The following is a 23,229-nucleotide window of genomic DNA, read 5'->3' as shown; positions in this document are numbered from 1 at the left end:
AAATAATAGGGAGCACGACGATGAGTAATGAGCCAACCAAAAACAATGAGCAAACCCATTTTAGAACTTGTAACCTATGCGAGGCGATGTGCGGTATCGTCATCAAACACGATGGCGATAAGGTGCTATCGATTAAAGGCGATAAAGATGACCCTTTTTCGCAAGGTTATATTTGCCCGAAAGCGACGGCTTTGCAAGATTTGCATGAAGATCCTGATCGCTTGCGTCAACCCGTTGAGAGAACGGCGAATGGCTGGAAGGAAATCAGCTGGCCTGAAGCGCTAGATAAAGTAGCAGCGGGCGTCCAAACGGTACAAAAAAAATATGGTAAAAATGCGCTCGGTATCTATCTGGGCAACCCCAACGTGCATAACCTAGGCGGGATGTTGACCGTTAAGCACTTATTAACCAGTATAAAGACGCGCAGTCGTTTTTCTGCCACCTCAATCGACCAATTACCGCATCATATCGTCTGCATGCATCTCTTTGGTCATATGCTGCGCATCCCAGTACCCGATGTCAATCGTACCCAGTATATGCTGATTATTGGCGGCAATCCGCTGGCATCTAACGGCAGTATTATGACTGCCCCCAATATGCGCCAGAAGCTAAAAGATATCAAAGCCCGTGATGGCAAGGTGGTGGTGATTGATCCAAGGCGCACAGAAACGGCAGATATTGCTAGCGAGCACCATTTTATTCGTCCAGCGACCGATGTCTTATTACTGCTAGCAATGCTCAACGAAATCTATCTACAAGGCTATGCGGATAAGGCACAGATTGATAATAGGGCGGCGGCTCTAACGCCAGAAATTTCACGACTCGCAGACTTTGCTAAAACCTATACCGCAGAGTCAGTTGCTGATATTACTGGTATTACGGCACCTGAAATCAAACGCCTCGTCAAAGAGTTTTGTGAAGCGGAAAGCTCAGTCTGCTATGGCCGTATGGGCATATCGGTGCAAGAGTTCGGCTTATTAAGTCAGTATCTGTCTATGATAATCAATATCGTCAGCGGTCGCTTAGATGAAGTGGGTGGTTTGATGTTCCCTAATCCGGCGGTCGATCTGGTGAATAACTCTGGCCCCGGCTATTTAGGTAAGCGCCACAGTCGCGTCAGCAATTTGCCTGATTTTAATGGCGATTACCCCGTGGTTGCGATGGCAGATGAGATGCTCGTGGAAGGCGAAGGACAGCTAAAAGGCTTTATCACTGTCGCAGGCAACCCGGTGCTCAGCACTCCGAACGGTGAAAAACTAGATGAAGCTTTAGCAAAGTTGGACTTTATGGTTTCATTTGATTATTTCGTGACAGAAACCAGTCGCCACGCCAATATTATTTTGCCACCCGTATCACCGCTAGAGCGTGATCATTATGACGTCACCTTTAATGGTTTTGCGGTGCACAACGTCGCTAAATACTCTCCAGCGTTATTTGCTAAGCAAAAAAATGCCAAACACGATTGGCAAATCTACCTAGAATTAGCAGAGCGACTGGATAAAAAAGCCCCTCTGGCGACCAAAGTTGAGCGTCGATTGGTAAAGACGTTAGGACCAAAAATAATACTCGATCAAGGCTTAAAGCGTGGGCCTTATTACCATATGAGTTTGAGGAAACTAAAGAAACATCCCCATGGTATGGATCTTGGGCCACTAAAAACGATGCTGCCGCAAGCGTTAAAACATAAAGACCAGCAGATTCATCTTAACGTTGATTTTTATCAGGCGGATCTAGAGCGTGTACAAGATATGATGGAGCAATATAATGATAAACAGATTCTATTGATTGGTCGTCGCCATGTGCGTAGCAACAACTCGTGGCTACACAATAGCCATCGTTTGGTCAAAGGCAAACCACGCTGTACCCTGATGCTGCATCCTGAAACAGCGGAAAACTATGGTATTAAAGATGGTCAAGAGGTGAAAGTTACCTCACGCGTTGGTCACGTGACGATCGTCGCAGAAGTGACGGATGAGCTGATGCCGGGCGTGGTTAGTATTCCTCATGGTTGGGGTCATGGGCGCAAAGGCGTGAAGCAGAAAATCGCGCAAGCGCATGCTGGCGTTAGTGTTAACGACTTGACGGACGATACGTTAATCGATCAGCTAAGTGGTAATGCAGCGGTCAATGGTGTACCAGTACAGCTAGAAGCAATCGAGCTAGAAGGGGTTGATTTGAACACGACTGATGCTAAGGTTGAATCTACTAGTGCGGCATAAAATAACTTTAAAAATTTTAGTTTAAATGAAGAAGGTACTTATATTAGTGCCTTTTTTTATACTTTTAGACCAATAAAATCAAAATCTACCTGCGGCGTCTCGCCTTGCATCAATAAGCTAATAGCCTTTGCAGAACCGCAAGCATGAGTCCAACCAAGCGTGCCATGCCCCGTATTTAGCCATAGATTATCAAAAGTCGCGTGCGTATTATGACTGCCATGCCGCACTTGACCGCTATGCGCGCGCCCAATTAATGGCACATTAGAAGGGGTCATCGGTCGTAGCCCCGTCCAATATTGCACAGAATTGGCAATGATACCTTTCGGGAATAGTTGCTGCACACGGCGAGTAATCGCTTCACAGCGGGTACTATTTAAGTCCAAATTATAGCCGTTAAATTCAGCCGTTCCTGCGACGCGTAATTTATCGCCAAGGCGTGAGGTTACTAACTTAAACTCGTCATCAATGAGGCTGACAAAGGGAGCGAGATGCGGGGCGCGAGGATTGATTTGATAAGTGGCTGAGTAGCCTTTGGCTGGAAATATGGGTGCGTGTATTCCCAAAGGTTTTAGTAATGACACGCTATAGCTACCGAGGGCTAGCACATGGCTATCAGCACTAAAAGTTTGCGCGTTTTCACCCTTGGGACGAATGATAATACTATGGATATGTGGACTGTTAGAGTTGGCGTCTGCGTTTAACGCCAACACTTCCGTATCATATAAGAATTGCACGCCAGCATCGGCGCAACGCTCAGCTAGACGCTGAGTAAATAAGTGCGCGTTACCCGATTCATCATGGCTGGTATAGGTTGCGCCCGTGAGCTTATGGGCAATAGGGTAAAGTGCTGGCTCCAAACTGACCGCGTTATTAATGTCGATGACATGGCGCTCACAGCCCAGCGCTTGCATACGCTCTGTTGGCGCAATAGCAGCGTCAAACTCTGCTTGGTTGGTATAAAAATGCATGATGCCGCGCGTTTGCTGCTCATAATTGATACCGATGTCAGCACGTAGTTGCTGCAAAGCATCGCGTGAATACAGACCCAAACGCACCATTTGTACCAGATTGGCATCGGCTCGTTCAGCACGACATTCTTGCAAAAATTGCATGGCCCATTTGAGCTGTGCCTTATCAGCACGCAAGCGATAGAGCAATGGTGCGTCCTCGCGAAACAGCCATTTAAGCGCCTTCATTGGTGTGGCAGGATTCGCCCAAGGGGTCGCATGCGAAACCGATATCTGCCCACCATTGGCAAAGGAGGTTTGCATACCGGCGGCTGGCTCACGCTCAATGACGGTCACATCGTAGCCTGCTTGGCAAAGATACCAGGCGCTGGTTACGCCCACCACACCCGCTCCGAGTACCGCAATATGGGTCATAGATTGCTCTGCTGCGTTTTTAGTAAAAGTGCTTTAAATAGTGCTTACTGTTTTGGGTTTTGGGTTACTTTTGGCGCGCCACATCCGCTTGTAGTGCTGGCGGTAAGTCTAATATCGTAAGCTCGCTATCGGCCAAATGCTCAGGACGGGCAACCACTAATGCCTCAAAGCCTTCGGCAGTGGCAATCGCATTGACTATCTGAATTTTCTCTAGCTTGTCACCTGCTGCTGGGACATCACCTGAGCCTTTTACATAATGTAAAAATGCTTTGGGTGCCGCTTTAAAATAGATGCGAGCGATGACTTCCTGACCTAGATAGCAGCCTTTATCGTAGTCCATACCACCGCGCTGATGCAGACGCAGCTCTTGCGGCTGAAACTCGCCTTGTGTTGCTGCCACGATCCAATAGTTACCGTTTTCGATACTGTGCTGCATCCAAGCTTGAGTATCTTCAGCAGTATTATGCTCATCCTTATGACTAAAGGTCGGCTCATCGCCAATCACGCAAGGATAAATTGGCGTTGGCGCGCTGGTCTCAAACTTGAAAAAAGCACCGTATTTTTTTAAATGTGCTTGGAAGGATTCAACACAATCGGCACTAACGACCACATCAAATTGATTTTCGTCTTGTTTTTTTATCCAAAGACCAAAATCAATACGCCCTTTAATATTACTAAGCGCTGTGGGCTGGTAGCTGAGGCCGATTTTGGTTACATCAGTGGTGATTTGACCCTGTAAGAATTTTTCGGCATCCTCGCCCTGTAAGGTTAATTGTGCAAACTGCGGCAAAGCCGATACATTTGAAGACTGAGTCATTGTTACTATCCTTATAATGGAATTTTATTCTAAATATTTAGGTGTTAAAACTATATGAGGCTAAGAAGAGTACCACAAAAAACCCTGTGATAAAAAACGTCCTATCCAATCGCTAAGTTAAGGTATAAATAGGGCTGAGCACCCCATTTTCAAGTGCACAAATTGGTTAAAAGTAGCGAGTTACGATACAATGTGATATCTAGGCTGAGGTCTATGCTGGGTCTAGAATAAACCTAAATGATGATGGCTGCCGAGGAAATTATGAGCTTACCCAATTGCCCAAAATGTGATGCTGAATATACGTATGAAGATGGCGCGTTACTGGTATGTCCCATGTGCGCTCATGAATGGACGGCAGCGGAGACAGATGCAGCAACGGCAGATGAGCAAGATGCAGTTATTCGCGATGCAGTCGGCAATGAGCTACAAGATGGCGACGCCGTTACCGTGATTAAAGACCTAAAAGTCAAAGGTTCTTCAACAGTTATAAAAGTGGGTACCAAAGCAAAAAGCATTCGTCTATTGCCAGATGCTACTGACGGCCATGATATTGACTGTAAACTTGATGGCTACGGTCCAATGAAGCTTAAGTCTTCGGTCGTTAAAAAGGCTTAAACAACTTTAATAAAAAAATGAATTTACTGTTAATAAAATAATAGAGAATAACTATGAGCACTAAAAACGAACAGCTATTTGCGCAAGCACGCAAACACATTCCAGGTGGCGTCAACTCGCCAGTCCGTGCCTTTGCAGGAGTAGGTGGTACACCTATCTTTATGCACCGTGCTAACGGCAGCAAAATCTATGATACCGAAGACAATGCTTACATCGATTATGTTGGCTCTTGGGGTCCAATGATTTTGGGTCATGCGCATCCAAAAGTAATTGATGCAGTCAAAAAAGCGGCTGATGATGGTTTAAGCTTCGGTACCCCAACACCGTTTGAGACCACCGTTGCAGATAAAATTTGTGAAATCGTCCCGAGCGTTGAGATGATTCGTATGACCAGCTCAGGCACAGAAGCGACCATGAGTGCCATTCGTCTAGCACGTGGTTATACCCAGCGCGACAAAATCGTCAAATTTGAAGGTTGTTACCATGGACATTCAGACAGCTTATTGGTAAAAGCAGGCTCAGGTATGCTTGATATCGGTGAGCCAACGTCAAAAGGCGTGCCAGCAGACTTCGCTAAGCACACGATTACGATTCCTTATAATGACCCACAAGCGATTAAAGACTGCTTTGAAAAATGGGGTGATGAAATTGCCTGCGTTATCTTGGAGCCGATCGCTGGCAATATGAATATGGTCATTCCGAGCCAAGAGTTTCATGATACCTTGCGTGCAGAGTGTACTGCCAACGGTTCAGTGCTTATCTTTGATGAAGTTATGACGGGCTTTCGTGTTGGACTTGGCGGTGCACAAGCGCATTTCGGTATCGACCCTGACCTAACTTGCTTTGGTAAAATTATCGGTGCAGGCTTGCCCGTTGGCGCTTTCGGTGGTAAAAAAGACATTATGTCGTGTATTGCGCCACTCGGCGGTGTCTATCAAGCCGGCACATTATCAGGCAACCCACTGGCGATGCGTGCCGGTATTGCTATGTTTGAAGACTTAACGACAGACGGGTTTTATGATGAATTAGCAGCGAAAGTAGACCATCTAGTTGATGGTTTCCAAGCAGCTGCGGACAAACATGGCATTAATATGCGTACCAATAAATTGGGCGGCATGTTTGGCATGTTCTTTGTCAAAGACAGTGCAACCGAAACGCCAAAGAATTTTGATGATGTGACAGAGTGCGATATGACCGTGTTTAATACTTTCTTTCACGGTATGCTCGATCGCGGTATTTATCTGGCACCCTCTGCTTATGAGGCGGGCTTTATGTCTATCAAGCATAGCGATGCAGACATCGAGGCATCAATCAAAGCTGCCGATGAGATATTTGCAGAAATGGCCAACGCATAATCTAAATATTCATCATCGTAAAAACTAAGTTTTAAACTTTTAAAATAAAAACCAGCCAATGTGCTGGTTTTTTTATGGCTAGGGTATGTCCTGACTCTGGATGGAAGTGACTAAATAGGCTAAAAATGGCGGGCATGCAGAAGAAGCCATGATTGCCCATCTATAAAACAGACAATAAGTTGTGCTATTCTGAGGCTAATGATAATGACTGAGCAAGGACGCGACCTAATGAGTAATAGCTTTGAAAATAACTCGCCTAGCGCCACGGTTCCTCCATTGTGGCAAGCCGCCTATGAGCAATATGGACTAAAAAATAACTTGGATGTGTTAGAAGGTAAGCACAATCTGCTGGATTTACTACAACCAAAAATTGAGCAGCATAGTGAGTCGGTGGCTTTTAGTATGGGAACAGCCACAGTAACCTTTGCCCAACTAGATATTGCTAGCCGCCGTTTTGCTGCCTTTCTACAAGCAGAAAATATCGAAAAAGGGGCACGAATTGCCGTACAGCTGCCAAATATATTGCAGTACGCGGTGGCATTGCTCGGTTGTCTACGGGCAGGCGCGGTATTGGTCAATGTCAATCCGATGTATACCCATTATGAATTGGCGCATCAGCTGACTGACTCTCAAGCCTGCGGATTGATCGTCCTTGATGGGATGACAGCCGCTTACGATCAGCTCGATGAAGAGGTAAAAGCGCAATTATCCTTGGTCGTACATTGTTCCGTAGACCCCAATGCCGAACCTGCCGATAACGATATCGCCTTACTGACGCGCATCGACCAGACAGCAAACATAACTAATAGCCAAGCAAACAGTGTTCGCACAACCACAGACGATAGCGCTACAAACAATACTTCAGTACATAGTGTCAGCTTTGCCCACATTATGAGTGCATGCCACGCTGAGCAATATAAGCCCGTTACTATCACGCGCGAAGATTTAGCCTTGTTACAGTATACGGGTGGCACGACTGGCAAGCCAAAAGGCGCGATGCTCACACACTATAATGTGATGGCTAATGTCTGTCAGTGTTATGCGATGTTTGGCAGTGCGATTGAAACAGGTCGCAGTGAGCAGATTAAAATACTCAATCCGCTACCGCTGTACCATATTTTCTCATTCACCGTTTGTGGTCTGCTCGGCATCTATGGTGGTTGGGAAGACATACTGGTCACCAACCCGCGTGATATTGATGGGCTGGTCAAGACCATCGAGCAGCATCGTCCGCATGTCATTCCGTCGGTCAATACCTTATTCATTGGGATGCTGCATCATCCAAAATTTGCTAGCCTTGATTTTAGTCGCTTGGCCTTATCTATCGGGGGCGGCACCGCGATTATCAAAGCAGTGTCTGATCAATGGCAACAAGGCACTGGCATGATTATCAACGAAGGTTATGGCATGTCGGAGACCGCGCCAGTTATCTCTTTTAACCCACCAGGTATAGATGGTTTTAATGGTAGCGTCGGTCTACCGCTCGCTATGATGGATATCAAAATCATAGACGACAATGGCTCAGCATGTGCTATCGGAACGCCGGGAGAAGTCGGTATCAAAGGGCCACAAGTAATGCAGGGTTATTGGCGCCAAGACAATAGCGATACCTTTACTAATGATGGCTACTTTAAATCAGGTGATATTGGGCTACTGAATAAACAAGGCTTTTTGACCCTCGTTGATCGTAAGAAAGACATGATATTGGTGTCAGGCTTTAACGTGTATCCTAACGAAGTAGAAGCAGCGTTGACTGAGCATCCAAAAGTGCTCGAGGTGGCGGTCATCGGAATTGAAGATGCGCATAGCGGTGAAGTACCCAAAGCTTTTGTAGTAAAAAAAGATTCGAGCTTAACGGCTGAGGAGCTGGCAGCCTTTGCCAGTGAACGTCTGACTGGCTATAAACGCCCGCAGTCATACGAGTTTATCGATGAGTTGCCTAAGACCGCAGTCGGTAAAATATTGCGTAAATCCTTACGCTAAATCAGCATTTTATTAAAGCTAAAAAACTGGATTGCTATTTTGGCAGTCCAGTTTTTTATGTTTTATCTATATTAATCATAAACTTAGCTTTATCGTGCTTTATCAAATTTGCGATCTTTTAAACTTACATTACCACGTAGCACGTCGCTATACATACGAAAATCGCTGGCAAAGCTTTTTAGCGGAAATTTAAAAGAGGCGGGCTTGTTTTTCTCAAAAAAGAAATGCCCGACCCAAGCACAAGCGTAGCCTGCAGCGATGCCTTTGAGTAATGGTTTTGGCGAACGGGTTTTGACCGACTTTGCCAAGCCTAATAAGCCAAAACTACTGCCTGCAAAATGCAGTCGTCGGCATGCCATATTTTGATGTTCATCCAAATAAAAATCATAAAAGTTTGGCTTCGTTGGACTGACCGTCTTCATGATGTCCTTTTTGGCCGTGCCGATAGTAGCAGCGTCGGTATATTTCGTAGTGTTTTGTGTGGCAACTTGATTCATTTTTAGCTTCCTTGCTAATCGTCTATCGAAAACAGGCATTAGGGCAAATCATTGAGAGATTTTTTAATTCATTAAAACTTATGCTTGATAAGTAAGTGTTTGTTCTTTATTACAATATTCATGATTTTTAATGTAGCAAATCGCCATTAGTAACACAAGCGTCAAGTGTGGGCTACTTGTCTGTGTTGTCATCGGGTACTAGCCAAGGTTGCGTCTTACTTGCCACTATTTGGCATAAATGCTTTAATGGCAAAACTCGCTGTGTTTCGCTCAGTGAGCTGTGTTTTTTATCTATCCGTTTTCTTATTTTTCAGCAAATATCCTATCCTTTTTATCTAACACGGTAACGATATATCCTATGCCTAATGACTACCTAGCAAACCCACCGATCGCCGATGATGAAATGATGGCAGCCATTGATATTGGTTCCAACAGCTTTCATTTAGCCATTGCCCGTCTTGACCACGGTGAGGTGCGAAAAGTGGTTTCGATGTCCGAAAAGGTGCAGTTGGCAGCAGGATTGGATGAGAATAATATATTGGGCGCGGCGGCTGAACAGCGAGGACTTGAATGTCTAAGTCGGTTTGTTGCGCGTCTTGATTCAGTACCACCTGAGCGTATTCGTGTGGTGGCGACCAATGCCTTGCGCCAAGCTAAGAATGCCAATGACTTTATCACTCGGGCCAATAAAATCTTACCCAAGCCGATCGAAATCATCGCTGGACGAGAAGAGGCGCGTCTAATTTATTTGGGCGTCTCGCACACCAACGCCAGTAGCGATAAGCGTTTGGTCATCGATATCGGCGGTGGCTCGACCGAGTTCATCATTGGTCAAGAGTTCGATCCGCTATTGACCGAAAGTTTACAGATGGGCTGTGTTGCCTTTACCAAAAAATATTTTGATGATGGGCAAATTACCAAAGAAGCGTTTAACAATGCGATATCAGGCGCGCGCAAAGAAGTATTAGCGATTAATGGTCGCTACCAAAAAACCGGTTGGAGTAGTGTGGTTGGCTCTAGTGGCACGATTAAGGCGGTGCGTAACGTCCTCGTCTCTAAAGGCTGGGCGGATGAGCAAGAACGCATTACTTATAAAGGCGTCAAAAAACTAGAAAAATTATTGATTAAGATTGGCAATGTCAATGACATCGAATTAGAAGGCGTCAAGGAGCATCGTAAAGCCGTCTTCCCCGCAGGCGTGGCGGTGCTACGGGCGGTGATGAAGGTGCTGGGCATTGAGACCATTGTTTACTCAGATGGCGCGCTACGCGAAGGCGTTATGTATGACATGTTGGGGCGCTTTGCCAGTGAAGACGTGCGTGACCGTAGTGTGCTGGCACTTATTAAACGCTACTCAGGCGATAAAAAACAAGCCAAACAAGTAGTAAGAACCAGTCGCAATTTGTTTGAACAGGTGAAGGCGAAGCTATCACTCAGTAGCGACGATGGCGATTTGCTCAGGCGGGCAGCGTTTTTGCATGAAATAGGCCTAGCCATTAGCCATAGTAGCTACCACAAGCACAGCGCGTATTTACTTGAACATTCTGATATTCCTGGGTTTTCACAAGTAGATCAAAAGCGTATGGCGCAGCTGATGCTCAATCATCGCCGCAAGCTCAAATCGGATATGTTAGAGCAGACTGGTACTATTGGCGGTGATTCGCTGGTGTATTTATGCTTATTGTTACGGTTAGCCGTACTCGCGCATCACAGCCGTAGCGATAACGAACTACCAACGTTGCAGCTTCAAGTCGTTGATACCAAATGTTGGCAAATCACAGTGACGGATAACAATGAGCATTATGCGTTCTTATTATCAGATTTACATAATGAGGTCGAGCAGTTTGCCAAGTGGGGCGTGACACTAAGCGTGGTCGAGGCATAAGTGCTGAGCGCTAGCATTGAGTCGTTACTATTGTGATGAGTAAGCTACAGATTAACGTAACAAAAGCGGCTTTGTCAGTAATGTCATGGCATTTAAGATGTGCTACTATAGCTTCTATTGAGTTTACAACTGTACTTTTATTATCTATAAACCGATAACGATGCTATTGTTAAATATAATTATTAAAGGGAAAGGTCTATGAGCACTGTCTGGGATAGTGTGCAGCTTGCACGGCACGCCAAGCGTCCATTATTTATGGACTATGTTAATCAGCTGTTTACCGAATTTGATGAATTGCATGGCGATCGTGCGTTTGCCGATGACAAAGCGATTCTGGGTGGCCTTGCGCGCTTTGACGGTATGCCAGTGATGGTTATCGGTCAGCATCGAGGTCGCAGCACGCGCGAGCGTATCGCCCATAACTTTGGTATGGCCAATCCTGAAGGCTATCGCAAAGTCATTCGCTTGGTAAAGATGGCGGAACGTTTTAATATTCCGGTGATGACCTTTGTTGATACCCAAGGCGCCTATCCGGGTATTGGTGCCGAAGAGCGCGGGCAGGCGCAAGCCATTGCTGAGAGTATTGCGGTTTTTTCTAGCCTAAAAGTGCCGATTATCGTGACCATTATCGGTGAAGGTGGCTCAGGTGGCGCGTTAGCGATTGGCGTTGGGGATAAGGTCAATATGCTACAGAATAGCATTTACTCAGTTATTTCTCCGGAAGGCTGTGCCTCTATCCTGTGGAAAACAGCCGAAAAAGCGCAAGATGCCAGTGAAGCCTTAAAATTAAATGCCATTAATCTCTATCAAATGGGCTTAATTGATGCAGTGATTGATGAAGGCGAGGGCGCTCATATTCAGCCACAACCAGTCATGACGGCTTTGAAAGCACTCATTGCTGAGCAGTTAGATGAGATCAAGGATTTGGATGCGCAGGAGCGTTGCGAGCTGCGTTATGAGAAGCTAAAAACCTTTAACTCAGAAGTAATGTTGCCTGCTTAATAGGTTGGCATTGTGCTTTTTTAGATTGGGCTTGTTTAGAGTAAGGTCAATTTATTATTGAGCACCTATTCAGTATTTAACGCTCAGCTTTTGATATTAGATAGTTATCCTTAATGTTAAAACAAAAAATGCTAAAATAAAAACGTGTCATTTTATGGCGCGTTTTTTTGTGCCAACAAACTTCTGCATTAATAATGTATATATAGTCAGTGAAAAGTAATATCGAACCATGATGCACTGCTGATATTAATTTTTCTTGCTTGCCGTGCCTGCGCAGACAGAGGCTACAAAAATTGATATCAGCAATACCGTCGCGTTTTTAGGATATCTTGACTATAGCAACTCAATAAATAAGATGAATTATGACCAGCAGCGCAATCCTCCAATATACTATTGAGCCAATAGCTGAGCTGCCAATTGATACTCATTTGGCTGAGGCGTTATTAACCAGTTTGGCTGAATATAGCGAACGGCTACACGGTCGCCGACTTTGGCTGGCTTGTAGTGGTGGTCGCGATTCCTTGGCACTTGCGGCGTTATGTGTGCAGCTCTATCGACACGGTAAATTGCCATTTTTGCCGCAATTACTGCATGTTAATCATGGTCTACAAGTGGACAGTGGCATCTGGGCGAAGCATGTGGCGAAATGGGCGGAGGCTCAAGAGATACCTTGTCGGATTTTATCAGCGCAAGTAGACGGTCATGATGAGCAAGCCGCTAGGCAAGCGCGCTATGACGTTATGCGAGCGCAACTCAATCAAGACGATGTGTTGCTATTAGCGCATCATGCCGATGACCAAGCAGAAACGGTACTGATGCGGTTGATTCAAGGCGCTGGGGTGAATGGCTTGTCGGGTATGCAGCCATGGCATCTACAGACGCAAGGTAGGCGGCGAAATATATTGTGGCGACCTTGGCTGACCGTCCAGCGTACCAGTATTAGTGCCTATGCTCAGCGTCTGAAATTGCCCTATATCGACGACCCGACCAATGACGCTGGCGACAATGTACGTAGCGGATTACGTCGAGACGTTATGCCAGTATTAGCAAAATATAACCCCAACGTCATTGATAACATTGCTCGTAGTGCGCAGCTACTAAGTGACGCGCAAGCGACGGTCAGCGCTCAAGCAGAACAAGACATGCAGCAAACGGCTATTACCTCGTTACAACTGCCACCTGCACAGCGAGTGCTAGATATCGACGAGCTGCAGAAACTACCACTTTACCGGCAGCGCCAATTACTGCACTGTTGGCTAGCTCAAGATGAGCCATTACCGCCGGCTAAGCAGTTAGTTGATGAGGTACTAAACCTAGCTGAGCGCAATGATAACGATCACCAAACCATTCTTTTTTGGCAAGGTCGCCAGCAGTCTTATAGCATTCGGCGCTACCGCCAGCAGCTTTATCGGCTGAGCAATGAGTGGCTGACATGGCTGAATATGCCGCTTGATGAACAAACTCAACCGTTAGCGCCAGCCAATTTATCTAGCAATATTAGCACTGGCGTATTTGATGATAATTTGGTATCGATTTGTTTACGAACGAGTGCTGATTTTACATGGCAGTTGCAGATATTACCTCAGGTATTGGCACAGTTATTAGACAATACAAAAGGTGAGCATGCGTTACAGACAGTAGTGAAGCCAGTATTTAATATAAGAGCATTAGATCGCAAGCAGCGTGTGCAAACGGCATTGGCGTCGCGTCCGCAATCCGGTAAAAAGCTGTATCAAACCTTGGGTATCCCTTCATGGATGCGTGAGAGTTTAATGGTTATTAGTGCAGTGTGCACTTATGATGAAGAATTGCCATTATTGCTAGTATCACCGTTTGAAAGTTGGGTGTTAGGGACTGATAAGTCATCAACAGCCATTAGAAATGATAGTAGTATTTTAGACAGTGCTATCGGAAGTGTTCTAAGTGTAAATAATTTTTTGTGATAAATTTTACTCATTCTGAGTTAAGAAGTTAGATTATTTTTTTCTTACCATTTTGATATCTGTGATTTTAGTACCTTCGTAGCATTCTTCACTATTATCTCCAGTATAGACAAAACCGAATTTTTTATAAAAATCGATAGCTGCTGTATTAGATTCTAGTACCCATAAATAAAAGTGGGTATTGATATTAGACTCTAAGATGTCTTGCAACGACGTCTTCATTAACTCAGTTCCTATACCTAGCCTCTGATATTCTGGTAAAACATACAAAGTCGTAATTTCATAGCTATTATTTTTATTAAAATATCCAATAAATCCTAAGCTTTTATGGTTAGTATCATGTGCTACCCACACAACGACATCGTGATGAACGATTAACGCTCGCCACATTTCTGTTTTTTCGAATAGGTTGTTTTTGTTGCTAATATAAGACTCTGGTAGCAAACCTAAGTAGGCGGCACCCCAACTCTCAAAGTGCATGTTAGCAATATCTGTAAAGTCGTCTAGATTGCCTCTACGCACAAAATACATCGTTTACTCCAAAAAACTTAAAAATAGTTTGAAAATGACATTTCTCAATTTACTAACTAAGCTATGAAAGAGTCTGTGATAATTTAGTAGTTGAATAGGATTTTAGGCTAATAATGAGCTCGGGAATTTATCAAACGGTCGTAGTAGCAGTATGGTAAACTGAGTGTCATTTTAAATACCATTATGTTACTTTGATTGCCTTTGAAATTTTTGAGTAGGAGACACACATGTCAGTATTAGATAATAAGAAAATCAGTTTTGTCGGTGGCGGAAATATGGCGCAGGCCTTGATTAGCGGTCTTGTAAGCTGCGGCATCAAGCCCAGTCTGATTACCGTGGCTGATCCTAGCGGCGACGCGCGCGAGCAACTAGCCGCTAAGGGATTAAACACTGTAGATCCAACCGCTAATCCAACCGCCGCTATTACCGATGCTGATATTGTCGTACTGGCAGTAAAACCGCAAGTGATGAAACCAGTCGTCAGCGCTTTTGCAGATGTATTGGACAAGCAGCTAGTGATTTCGGTGGCAGCTGGCTTGTCGACGGATATTTTGTCTGGCATGCTAGGCGGCTATCGCAATATCGTGCGCGCAATGCCAAATACACCTGCCATGATTCAGATGGGGGCGACGGGCCTTTATGGTACGGATGATATCTCTACTGAACAAAAGCAATTAGCCACTGCAGTAATGGAAGCCTCTGGTCTGGTCATGTGGGTTGATGACGAAGAGCATATGCACGCGGTCACCGCTGTCTCAGGGTCAGCTCCGGCGTATGTGTTTTACTTCATAGAGTCGATGATCGATGGTGCTGTCGCTTTAGGTTTAGATAAAGAGCAAGCGTCAGCGCTCGCGATGCAAACTATGCTAGGCGCTGCAAAAATGGCAAAAGATAGTGATGACACGCCAAGTGAGTTACGTCGCAAAGTGACTTCACCGAATGGCACTACGCAAGCGGCGATAGAATCCATGCAAGCGAACGACATCGGTCGCCAAATCGCTGAGGCTATGAAAGCCTGCTCGGATCGAAGTCAAGCGCTTAGCGAAGAGATGAGTGAGTAAACCTTTATATTGATAACGGTATTTAGGCATGTTATCGAGAAATACGCTGGTGAGTTTATCGCATCAGCCTGACACCGATAATAAGCCGTATGACCCTATCATGCGTTTAATATGGACCAACGTCATCCTAAAATCTGTTAATAATGGCACATTGAGTAGCGCTTCATGAATAACCTATTACCGCATATTTTTGATCTAGTTACTACCTTTGCGATGTTACTAATCTTTATTCGCTTTATGTTGCAGTTCGCAGGTATGGATGAAAGTGAACCTATGATTGCGCCGGCTTATAGAGCTACCCGTATCGTAGATGTCTTTGGGCGTATCTTTCCCACGTTAGGGGGAGGACGCATTAGTATCGCTGCTATCGTGCTGATGTTTCTGATACGTTTGATAGACATATCAGGCAAGGCGGCTCTAGCGCAAAAAGGAATAGCACCGATTCCGCTGTTTTTTGTGGGTTCGTTGAGTCTGGTTGAAGACTTTTTGCGTATGTGTCGCTACTTAGTCATTGGCTCTATTATCGTCAGCTGGATAGTGGTGTTTACTCAGTCAGCGCACCCCATCATTGGAATTATTATGCAGCTAGCTGAACCAATATTGGCACCGTTTCGTCGTATCATACCGAACATAGGCATGCTTGATTTATCACCCATTGCAGCTTTTATTGTATTCATCGTCATAGAAAAAGGTTTACAAGAATTCATGCAAAGTTTCCTACCGGTGCTTGGTTAAATGAATCGCTGTGAATAAAATAAAGAATTGTATTCAAAAAGACGCTCTATTAATACAGAGCGTCTTTTTTTATTTATCGTTTATAGATTATTCTGAAAGTCTATAAAACGGTTGGGTATCAGTTGGGCTTCTGCATTCTCAGGGTGCGGTGCATCGGCGGCGCGCAAGGTTTGAGTAATCCAGTTATCGGCTGCCTTGACGGCATCAATGAGCGCGTCGCCTATTGCTAGACGTCCAGCGATAAAGCTAGCCAGCGAGCAGCCAGAGCCATGGAATTCGCCTTCTAAGCGCGGTAAGGTGCTTTGATGCACCATCTCACCTTCTATATACAGATACTGCTCGATATCACCGCTATTAAAGTCGTGTGAGGTTTTGACCAATATCGCATGAGATCCTTGTGCGCATAGTTTTTGCGCACCAATATGCAAGTCTTGCTCGCCGCTCAGAGCGCGTAACTCATGAGTATTAGGCGTAATTAAAGTGGCATAGGGCAGTAGCTGTTTGAAAGCTGCTACTAAAGTTGCCTCATCGCCCAAACTACCGCCACTATTAGCAACCAATACTGGATCAAGTACAAAAGGGGTGTTTTTTTTAATAACTTTATTAGTGAATAATCTAGTCATCATTTTTATATTATCAGTAGTGCCGAGCATGCCCGATTTGATAACCTTTACTGGCAAGTCTTCGAGTACTGCCATCGCTTGATTTCTGACTAGTTCAGCGCTACAAGCCTCAAAGCCGAAGACCTGCTGCGAGTTTTGGATGGTGACCGCCGTGCAAGCAATCGCCGCATGAGCGCCTGCTTGACCAATGGCTTCGATATCTGCTTGTAGTCCAGCACCGCCAGAGGGATCTAATCCTGAAAAACACAATACCACTGGTCGCATAACCCTTCCTTTTATTGCTAAGATGAATAACAAATACTATAGCCATCCGCCACCAAAAAAGCCATAGCAGCTTCAGATGTCGCGCTATGCTATGTCTGTTAAAACTATTTATTAGATACACCGTTTTTTTACGAATAGTAAGGCTGGCCGCCTAAAAAAGCGTAGAAAACCTGTTTAATAGCTCTAAAATTCATAATTATGGCAAAAGCGTGATTAAAACTGTAGACAGTGCTTGCAATTCGTTTTGGCTTTGCTATAATACTCGCCCACGACATAAGACGTATTGTTAGCATCGATACTGTGTTTAAAGAAGTGTTTTTTTAAAAATACTTTGATAAGTGTCTTAAATCGTTAGGTGAAGTGGGTGAGTGGCTGAAACCAGTTCCCTGCTAAGGAACCATACGTGTAAGCGTATCGAGGGTTCGAATCCCTCCTTCACCGCCATTTATTCAGTTGTTAGTAGAGTAATAACGCAGAGATTGGCGTTGATTGTTTTTTTAGTATTTGGTTCAAAAATAATTTGAATTTAACTAATAAAGATATTGACACAAGCGATATTATCTATATAATAACCAACCTAATTTGCTGTAATTGTTGTTAACAATGCAGTAAATGATGTGCAAAGTACGCGCTTGTAGCTCAGTTGGATAGAGCACTTGGCTACGAACTAAGGGGTCGGGAGTTCGAATCTCTCCAAGCGCACCATTTGCATACTAGTTTATTTTTTCATGTAATAAGTAAGCTAACAGAAAATCTAAATCAATCGCCTGTCTTATGACAATTTGGCGATTTTTTTATGTATGTAGCTTTTATCTCTATAGTTTTTATCTCTATAGCTTCTATAAGTCTTCTATTTATAAAACGACTGTCTTACTTGCCATCTTCCTTCTACATTTGAATAGACAGTCTTTTGCATCTGACGTCTTCTCGCATCATAATGTACGATAGGCGCTTGAATTACGGTACAATGAGCGCTCTATTTTTCGCTTGTTATGGGCTTGTATCATGTCAAAAACGTCGTCAAAAGCGGCTACTAAAGCCAAATTATCACCAAAAACCTCAAAGCCTCATATCTCTGAAGCCGAAGAACCGACGATTGCCAAACCTGGTACGCGTATGGCGGCTATTCTTTATGACGGTATGTTGGTTCTAGCGTTGTTATTTTTGGTAGGCACCATACTGACGGTGATTGGCACATTATTGACTATGGACACCGGCACGCAATCACAAGAGGCCAAATCACTGCCGACATGGTATCAAAACTTTATTATGACGCCGTCTTTTATACTGACGTTAGTGGGATTCTATGGTTTGTTTTGGCGTCGTAGTGGTCAAACGCTAGGGATGCAAACGTGGCGTCTAAAGACGGTCAACAATAGTGGTCATTTGCTGACATGGGGGCAGTCTTTTAAGCGTATTTTAGCGGCTAGTCTTATGCCGCTTATATTTGGCATTATTGGTAGCGTCATCGGTGGCACGCGCGCTATTTTATTAACCAGTGCTTTATTGGGCTTCGTCTTTAATTATGCCTTTTGCCTGTTTAATCGTCGCGGACTCGCGGTACAAGATATGCTATCGAATACCATTACCTTAAAAATGCCAAAAACCGAGAATGAAAGTTTATGGCGGGTCATTAGAAACCGCAAGCAAGGAAAATAAACCGCACTATCATCACCATAGTCTGTCAACACACGTTAAGCGTTACATGTTGGCTGTCTGCATCAGCCATAAAGTATAGCCGACGAAAAACATGACTAAGGTCGCGCCAGATATACGACCAAATGGACGCTTGCTCATAAAGGCAAAGACGCACAGTACCACGAGTAATAGAGTGATCAAGCCCATCGCTAAAATATCACGCGACAAGATAATCGGATTGGCAGTGATAGGGGCGATGAGAGCGGCCAGACCAACGACGCCTAAGGTATTAAAGATATTAGAGCCAATAATATTGCCCAGCGCCATGTCATGCTCACCTTTACGCGCTGCTGATAAGCTGGCAACCAGTTCGGGCAATGAGGTACCAACTGCCACGATGGTTAAGCCAATAATCAGCTCGCTCAAGCCCCAAAATGTTGCCAACTCTACTGCACCCCAGACGATGGCTTGCGAGCTTGCTACCAGCATTGACAGACCAATGAATAAACTACCCAAACCCCGCATTAAACTCGGTGCACTATGATCAGCATCGATGACCTCTTTAGTCTCATCTGCGTTATCTGAATTGCCGTCGCGTAAGCTCAGTACGATTTGAACCCCTAAGACAATGACCAGCATTGCCAATAGCACTAGCCCGTCATTTAAGCTCAGCAGCCCGTCACGTAGCTGCCATGCTGCCAATGCGGTAATCGCTACCAGTATCGGCAAATCGCGCCTGATGATGCCTTTATGAATGATGATGGGGCTAATCAGTACCGTTGCCCCCAATACCAAGGCTATATTGATAATATTTGAACCATAAGCGTTACCTAGCGCCAGCTCGGGACTGCCTTCCAAGGCAGCAAGTAACGACACTACCATCTCAGGTGCCGACGTGCCCAATCCTAAAATAATCACCCCAATCAAAAAACTTGGCACGCGTAACTTTATAGCCAGAGCAGTTGCCCCATCAATAAAAATATCGGCACTCCATACCAAAATGGCTAAACCGATTAATACTGCAATAACTGCCAACCACATTAGTAGGTTTCCTTGTGACTCGTAAATGGATAAAAAAACATAAAAAAAGCTGAATCCTATATAGATTCAGCTTCCTTATCGAACACAATTTTTTATAAACTTAACAGCAGCGTCTCGCCGTTAACAACTAAGCTACCACAGCTAAGTTACAAAACGAAAGTTACTACAACTAAGCCACTTGTACTGGAATGATATTCGCTGTGTCTTTGACCGTATTGTCTTCGTTGCAATAGACCAGTTTTGGCTGATAAGTTTCGGCTTCCACTTCATCAAAATGCGCATAGGCACAGATAATGACGATGTCACCTAAGTCGGCCATATGAGCGGCGGCACCATTTAACGAAATAATACCAGAGCCTGCTTCAGCACGGATAGCATAGGTGCGAAAGCGCTTGCCATTGGTCACATTATAGATATCGATAGATTCGTTTTCACGTAGACCAGCCAGATCTAGTAAATCACCATCGATACCACACGAGCCTTCATAATGAAGCTCGGCATGGGTAACACGGGCACGGTGTAACTTGCATTTAAGCATATTAAGTAGCATAGGTTGCTTCCTTAGCGTAACTGATATTAATGAGCGTGACTGCTATTAAAAACTATCATTAGAAAAATGAGATATCAACTGACTTATTAATCAACCAAATCAAGAGGTTAATGGGGACAATATCGCCAAAATAAAAGGCGCTGTTATTCATTCGACCTATTATTCTGGACCTTTGAAACTATTAATCTGAGAGCGAGCTTTTTCAATATCACCACTTAACAGCAGGGGCAAAGCTTCAAACGCGGCGCTCAAGGCGCTATCAATGGCAATTTGCTCATCGGGGGAAGCTTTTGATAGGACGTGTCCGCTGACTTTAGACTTGTGTCCCGGATGCCCAATACCCACGCGCAGGCGATGAAAGTCGTTGCCAATATGCGGCGTGATATCGCGCAAACCGTTATGACCACCATGTCCGCCATCGGTTTTGAGCTTGATGCTGCCCGCTGGAATATCGAGCTCATCATGGGCAATCAGCAACTCATCATTTTGGATGCCATAAAAGTTGACCATAGGCACCACTGACTGACCGGATTTATTCATAAAGGTCAGTGGCATCAATAGCCGCACGTCATGCCCATGAATTTGTCCGCGTCCTGTTACCCCGTGGAATTTTTTGTCAGGGGCGAGCGTGATGTTGAACTGCTGCGCCAAATGATGGACGAACCAAAACCCTGCATTATGACGCGTAAACATATACTGCTGACCGGGATTACCAAGACCGACAATAAGTTTTATGGCCATAAAAACCCCTTTCTTAGCTGTAATAAATGAGTGATAAGGTTTGAAAAGTAAGACGACTCTATAATATTTAGGCTACACAATAGTTGTCCTACTTTTCAAACCTTACTTACAAAAACAGCAGGAGATATTTATCACCTGCTGCTTTCTAACTAAACAAACCTTTATCTACGTAGCATACGATAAGTCACTACATAGCGATTGTTTACTATTCGTCGTCTTTCTTGTCTTCAGTTTCGCCTTCAGCATCTTGCTCAGTGGCTGGAACGTCAGCTGCATCCACTTCTTCAGCGTCTTCGTCAACTTCTTCAACCGTTGGTGGCTGCATGTTAACGATCGTGCGATCATGACCGTCTTCTAGTTCAAGTTCATGAATAACAACACCTTCAGGAAGTTTGATGTCTGATAAACGGAACAAATCACCGATTTCCATACCAGATACGTCTACTTCTAGGTATTCAGGTAGCTGTGATGGTAGGCAGATGATTTCGATATCAGATACTAGCGTTGATAGTACACCAGCAGCAGCAGTACCCGGCGCATCTTCACGACCAGTGAAATGCACAGGAACATTCATGTGGATTTTTTGACCTTTCACAATACGCTGGAAGTCAGCATGCATTGGGAAGCCTTTAGCTGGATGGCGCTGCAAGTCTTTGATAACGGCTTGATGCTCTTCGCCGTCAACATTGATGGTCAAAATGTGCGAGAAGAAGGCTTCGAATTCAAGTGATTTTACCAACTCGTTAAGCTTGATAGAGATCGCTGTTGGCTCTTCGTTACCACCATAGATGATAGCAGGCACAAGATTCTGCTTACGTAGGCGGCGGCTCGCACCTTTACCTTGTAGTTCAGCAGCACGATCAATGGCGTTTAGTTCAAAATGATTAATGCTCATGGATATAATCCTATAGAGAGTATGTGAAGTATCTACCAGTAATAACAGACTTGCGACCAGTCTATCACTGGATAATCAATACTTTAGAAAGTATCAATCATGTCGCTAAGTATAAAAATACCTAAAAATAATAAAGATTAGCTAATGATGAATACAGGCGCGCATTATACGTGATTCTTTAACAATAATAAAGACCTACGTGAAATGGCTATTTAAAGTGAATATACAATAAACAACGAAAAGTGATTAAAAAAAACGCCAAGTCATAAAACTTGGCGTTTTTTTAACAGATTTTTTAGTAACGGACAATCTTAAGCGTTACCTAAGCGTCAAACATCGCACTGATAGATTCTTCGTTATTGATACGGCGCAAGCTCTCAGCCAGCATCGGGGCGATACTTACTTGACGAATTTTGCTACAAGCTTTGGCGGCGTCAGATAAAGGAATCGTATCAGTGACCACAATCTCATCCAATGCAGATTCATTGATGTTTTTTAGCGCATTACCCGATAAGACTGGGTGGGTAATGTAAGCCAATACGCGGCGTGCACCATTTGCTTTCAATGCTTCAGCAGCTTTGCATAATGTGCCTGCAGTATCGACCATATCATCAACGATGACGCAATCACGGTCGCGAACATCACCGATAATGTGCATCACTTGTGATTCGTTGGCACGCGCACGGCGCTTATCGATGATGGCTAAGTCAGTATCACCTAGTTGTTTGGCCATAGCACGGGCACGAACGACACCACCGACGTCAGGAGAGACGACCATGATATTGTCATAATCTTGCTTTTTGAGGTCGTTTAGCAGCACAGGCGTGCCGTAAATGTTATCGACTGGGATATCAAAGAAACCTTGAATTTGATCTGAGTGCAAATCAACGGTCATGACGCGATCGATACTGACGATGTTTAGCATGTCAGCGACGACTTTGGCCGAGATAGGAACACGCGCTGAACGCGGACGACGGTCTTGACGGGCATAACCAAAGTAGGGCATGACAGCGGTGATACGGCCAGCACTAGAGCGACGCAAGGCATCGGCCATCATCATGATTTCCATCAAGTTGTCGTTGGTCGGTGCACAAGTAGGCTGCATGATAAACACGTCTTTACCGCGCACGTGCTCTTTGATTTCCACCGCAATTTCGCCATCAGAAAAACGCGTGATGTCAGCTTTACCAAGAGGGATGTGTAGGTGGTCGGCGACGGTTTTCGCTAATTCAGGATGGGCGTTGCCCGTAAAAATTGCCAAATAAGGCATGACTGAAGTCCTATTGATTAAATCAAGCAGCGACCGCTAAGCAGTGTCTAACTGCCCAAATATAGAAAAGAGTGATGAAAAATATTGAAGACTACTATTACAGTAAAAAATGGCAGGGGTAGCTGGACTCGAACCAACGGATGTCAGGATCAAAACCTGATGCCTTACCAACTTGGCTATAC

Annotated in this window: 20 protein-coding genes and 2 tRNA genes; 12 read left to right on the top strand and 10 right to left on the bottom strand. The window is 44.6% G+C overall.

Annotation, left to right across the window (positions count from 1 at the left end; translation table 11 throughout):
* The first annotated feature begins 20 nt into the window (after positions 1 to 20).
* Entirely contained in the window at positions 21 to 2,219 is a 2,199-nt protein-coding gene (locus AAEY79_RS11925; RefSeq protein ID WP_350588404.1) for a molybdopterin oxidoreductase family protein, read from the top strand.
* A gap of 56 nt (positions 2,220 to 2,275) precedes the next feature.
* Here AAEY79_RS11925 and AAEY79_RS11920 read toward each other — a convergent pair whose 3' ends face one another.
* Both AAEY79_RS11920 and AAEY79_RS11915 read right to left on the bottom strand, forming a co-directional pair.
* Complete coding sequence (locus AAEY79_RS11920; RefSeq protein WP_350588405.1) at positions 2,276 to 3,601, bottom strand: D-amino acid dehydrogenase; 1,326 nt, start codon at positions 3,599 to 3,601, stop codon at positions 2,276 to 2,278.
* Between the two features lie 64 nt (positions 3,602 to 3,665).
* Positions 3,666 to 4,418 carry a folate-binding protein YgfZ gene (locus AAEY79_RS11915; protein ID WP_201578136.1) on the bottom strand — a complete coding sequence of 251 codons (753 nt, stop codon included), beginning with the start codon at positions 4,416 to 4,418 and terminating at the stop codon, positions 3,666 to 3,668.
* Positions 4,419 to 4,679: 261 nt separating this feature from the next.
* Here AAEY79_RS11915 and AAEY79_RS11910 point away from each other — a divergent pair, with 261 nt between their 5' ends.
* The 3 genes from AAEY79_RS11910 (at position 4,680) to AAEY79_RS11900 (ending at position 8,371) form a co-directional block, all read left to right on the top strand.
* Complete coding sequence (locus tag AAEY79_RS11910; protein WP_307783209.1) at positions 4,680 to 5,033, top strand: zinc ribbon domain-containing protein YjdM; 354 nt, start codon at positions 4,680 to 4,682, stop codon at positions 5,031 to 5,033.
* 53 nt (positions 5,034 to 5,086) lie between these two features.
* Positions 5,087 to 6,388 carry a glutamate-1-semialdehyde 2,1-aminomutase gene (gene hemL / locus AAEY79_RS11905; RefSeq protein ID WP_201578135.1) on the top strand — a complete coding sequence of 434 codons (1,302 nt, stop codon included), beginning with the start codon at positions 5,087 to 5,089 and terminating at the stop codon, positions 6,386 to 6,388.
* A 228-nt stretch (positions 6,389 to 6,616) separates the two neighbouring features.
* Positions 6,617 to 8,371: an AMP-binding protein gene (locus tag AAEY79_RS11900; protein WP_350588406.1), complete on the top strand. Its 1,755-nt coding sequence runs from the start codon at positions 6,617 to 6,619 to the stop codon at positions 8,369 to 8,371.
* A gap of 89 nt (positions 8,372 to 8,460) precedes the next feature.
* Here AAEY79_RS11900 and AAEY79_RS11895 read toward each other — a convergent pair whose 3' ends face one another.
* Positions 8,461 to 8,793, bottom strand: coding sequence for a DUF962 domain-containing protein (locus AAEY79_RS11895; protein WP_227502370.1), 333 nt, complete (start codon positions 8,791 to 8,793; stop codon positions 8,461 to 8,463).
* Positions 8,794 to 9,226: 433 nt separating this feature from the next.
* On the opposite strand from AAEY79_RS11895, the gene ppx reads away from it, so the two are divergent.
* From ppx to tilS, 3 genes are all read left to right on the top strand, one after another.
* The gene (gene ppx, locus AAEY79_RS11890; protein WP_201567053.1) at positions 9,227 to 10,753 is read left to right on the top strand and encodes an exopolyphosphatase; all 1,527 of its coding nucleotides are present in this window, start codon (positions 9,227 to 9,229) and stop codon (positions 10,751 to 10,753) included.
* Between the two features lie 198 nt (positions 10,754 to 10,951).
* Positions 10,952 to 11,755: an acetyl-CoA carboxylase carboxyltransferase subunit alpha gene (locus AAEY79_RS11885; protein WP_173239550.1), complete on the top strand. Its 804-nt coding sequence runs from the start codon at positions 10,952 to 10,954 to the stop codon at positions 11,753 to 11,755.
* A 362-nt stretch (positions 11,756 to 12,117) separates the two neighbouring features.
* On the top strand, positions 12,118 to 13,698 hold the full coding sequence (tilS, locus tag AAEY79_RS11880) for a tRNA lysidine(34) synthetase TilS (RefSeq protein WP_352288469.1): 1,581 nt from the start codon (positions 12,118 to 12,120) through the stop codon (positions 13,696 to 13,698).
* 33 nt (positions 13,699 to 13,731) lie between these two features.
* Here the strand turns inward: tilS and AAEY79_RS11875 are convergent, their stop codons facing one another.
* On the bottom strand, positions 13,732 to 14,229 hold the full coding sequence (locus AAEY79_RS11875) for an N-acetyltransferase (protein WP_201567036.1): 498 nt from the start codon (positions 14,227 to 14,229) through the stop codon (positions 13,732 to 13,734).
* A 227-nt stretch (positions 14,230 to 14,456) separates the two neighbouring features.
* Between AAEY79_RS11875 and proC the strand changes: the two genes are divergently transcribed.
* Together proC and AAEY79_RS11865 are read left to right on the top strand one after the other, a co-directional pair.
* Complete coding sequence (proC, locus tag AAEY79_RS11870) at positions 14,457 to 15,290, top strand: pyrroline-5-carboxylate reductase (protein ID WP_201578449.1); 834 nt, start codon at positions 14,457 to 14,459, stop codon at positions 15,288 to 15,290.
* A gap of 165 nt (positions 15,291 to 15,455) precedes the next feature.
* Entirely contained in the window at positions 15,456 to 16,025 is a 570-nt protein-coding gene (locus AAEY79_RS11865) for a YggT family protein (RefSeq protein ID WP_201577339.1), read from the top strand.
* A gap of 80 nt (positions 16,026 to 16,105) precedes the next feature.
* Here the strand turns inward: AAEY79_RS11865 and AAEY79_RS11860 are convergent, their stop codons facing one another.
* Complete coding sequence (locus AAEY79_RS11860; RefSeq protein WP_201606540.1) at positions 16,106 to 16,912, bottom strand: hydroxymethylpyrimidine/phosphomethylpyrimidine kinase; 807 nt, start codon at positions 16,910 to 16,912, stop codon at positions 16,106 to 16,108.
* A gap of 354 nt (positions 16,913 to 17,266) precedes the next feature.
* Between AAEY79_RS11860 and AAEY79_RS11855 the strand changes: the two genes are divergently transcribed.
* The 3 genes from AAEY79_RS11855 to AAEY79_RS11845 all read left to right on the top strand — a co-directional run bounded on the left by AAEY79_RS11855 (position 17,267) and on the right by AAEY79_RS11845 (position 18,571).
* Positions 17,267 to 17,356: transfer RNA gene (locus AAEY79_RS11855), tRNA-Ser, on the top strand.
* Between the two features lie 184 nt (positions 17,357 to 17,540).
* Positions 17,541 to 17,617: transfer RNA gene (locus AAEY79_RS11850), tRNA-Arg, on the top strand.
* A 300-nt stretch (positions 17,618 to 17,917) separates the two neighbouring features.
* Positions 17,918 to 18,571, top strand: a complete 654-nt coding sequence (locus tag AAEY79_RS11845; RefSeq protein ID WP_201577334.1) for an RDD family protein — start codon at positions 17,918 to 17,920, stop codon at positions 18,569 to 18,571.
* Positions 18,572 to 18,613: 42 nt separating this feature from the next.
* Here the strand turns inward: AAEY79_RS11845 and AAEY79_RS11840 are convergent, their stop codons facing one another.
* The 5 genes from AAEY79_RS11840 to AAEY79_RS11820 all read right to left on the bottom strand — a co-directional run bounded on the left by AAEY79_RS11840 (position 18,614) and on the right by AAEY79_RS11820 (position 23,047).
* Positions 18,614 to 19,591 (bottom strand): calcium/sodium antiporter, encoded by a 978-nt coding sequence (locus AAEY79_RS11840; protein ID WP_025651867.1) that lies wholly within the window; start codon positions 19,589 to 19,591, stop codon positions 18,614 to 18,616.
* Positions 19,592 to 19,760: 169 nt separating this feature from the next.
* Positions 19,761 to 20,141, bottom strand: coding sequence for an aspartate 1-decarboxylase (panD, locus tag AAEY79_RS11835; protein WP_025651868.1), 381 nt, complete (start codon positions 20,139 to 20,141; stop codon positions 19,761 to 19,763).
* A 159-nt stretch (positions 20,142 to 20,300) separates the two neighbouring features.
* The gene (gene pth / locus AAEY79_RS11830) at positions 20,301 to 20,882 is read right to left on the bottom strand and encodes an aminoacyl-tRNA hydrolase (RefSeq protein ID WP_101211331.1); all 582 of its coding nucleotides are present in this window, start codon (positions 20,880 to 20,882) and stop codon (positions 20,301 to 20,303) included.
* A gap of 205 nt (positions 20,883 to 21,087) precedes the next feature.
* Complete coding sequence (locus AAEY79_RS11825; protein ID WP_025651870.1) at positions 21,088 to 21,777, bottom strand: 50S ribosomal protein L25/general stress protein Ctc; 690 nt, start codon at positions 21,775 to 21,777, stop codon at positions 21,088 to 21,090.
* 322 nt (positions 21,778 to 22,099) lie between these two features.
* A complete protein-coding gene (locus AAEY79_RS11820; RefSeq protein WP_025651871.1) occupies positions 22,100 to 23,047 on the bottom strand; it encodes a ribose-phosphate pyrophosphokinase in 948 nt (315 codons plus the stop codon).
* Between the last annotated feature and the right edge of the window lie 182 nt (positions 23,048 to 23,229).

This window comes from Psychrobacter sp. GW64-MNA-CIBAN-0177, from assembly GCF_040309585.1.
Taxonomy (GTDB): domain Bacteria; phylum Pseudomonadota; class Gammaproteobacteria; order Pseudomonadales; family Moraxellaceae; genus Psychrobacter; species Psychrobacter okhotskensis.
The sequence above is the reverse complement of the archived record's forward strand: the minus strand, read 5'-3'. Positions and strand labels throughout refer to the sequence as shown.